Below are 1,187 nucleotides of genomic sequence, written 5' to 3'. Positions count from 1 at the left end.
GGTGTGACCTGAACGGGCATCGTCCAAGGTCCTGATCGCGACGACCGGATGTGGCGCAACGCATCGCGCAGGGCCTCCGCGCTACTCCTTGTCGGGAATGATTTCTCGCGTGCGGTGTCGTCCGCCAGGACCCCGTGGGCCACGAGGTCCAGGACGTGACCTCGCGTGAGCGCACTTGCATCGGCAGGAGGAAGGGGCGGTCCAAAGACGTTCACGACCGCAGTAGTGAGTTCCGTCAAATCGGCGAAGCCGACCGCGGGGATTGCTTCGAGGATGACTGTGGACATCTCCGACAGCACGATCACTTGGTCGTCGACGTATACGGTGCAGCGGCCRTCCTTGGCCACGACCTCAGAAAGGTTGCCGCGTTGCACTCTCATGGCGCCACGCCAGTCCCCGACGGCGACAACAACTCCGTCGTCGGCACGCCGCATTCCATGGGCTCAGGCTACGTGCGCGTGCCGCCGAGGGTCTCCCGAATTTCTAACGATGGAGTCGTCAGTGATGGCAAGGGGCAGGACAACCGCAGTGCTCATCCCCCGCAATGCTGGACTGATCGATGACTGCCGAGCACCGGTGGCGCACGAGCACACGACCCACATGTCGGACCGGGTGTCCAGACTCTTCGGTGTGACCGCACTGGGGACACTCGACGGGACGCTGCTCGCCATAGAGGCGCGGTCTAGGAATGTGCACAATGACATTGGGCACGATGGCCACGTAGCAGTCCGAGCCAATGGCGAAATATCCTCAAGTTGGGGTATCACCCAATACGGTGTGAGCCGCGCGAGCTCACGAGGTCGAGCAGGAGTTGTTCGTAGCCATCGGTGACGTCGTCCCATCGGTATGCCCGTTCGGCGTGCACTTTGCCGGCCGCACCGCGCTTTATGGCCGAGTCCGGATCCCTCTCATCAGCGGTCATGGCCGCCCCAGCGGAACGCGGGTCATCGAAGAACAACGCGTTCCCATCGGTGACCTCGCGGTTGAAGTTCACGTCGTATGCTGTCACTGGAGCGCCGCACCCGAGAGCCCTCAGAAGGGACGGATTGGTGCCGCCTACGGAGTGCCCGTGGAGATAGCTCAGGCTGTTGGCGTACAGTTGGTTCAAGACGTCTTGGTCCCACACTGCGCCTAGGAGGCGGACGTCGCCCTGCTCGGCGAGCGCGCGGACACGATCCATATAGTCG

Annotated in this window: 1 protein-coding gene and 1 pseudogene; both read right to left on the bottom strand. The window is 63.0% G+C overall.

All coding sequences use genetic code 11. The features are described 5' to 3' along the window. On the bottom strand, positions 1 to 434 hold a 434-nt coding region (locus ACXJKL_RS21360), incomplete at its 3' end, for a hypothetical protein (protein WP_457208996.1). 329 nt (positions 435 to 763) lie between these two features. Continuing rightward, a pseudogene (locus tag ACXJKL_RS21355) lies at positions 764 to 1,187 on the bottom strand (glycosyl transferase); the annotation flags it as partial.

The organism is Nocardioides sp. P5_C9_2 (assembly GCF_054049555.1).
The sequence above is the reverse complement of the archived record's forward strand: the minus strand, read 5'-3'. Positions and strand labels throughout refer to the sequence as shown.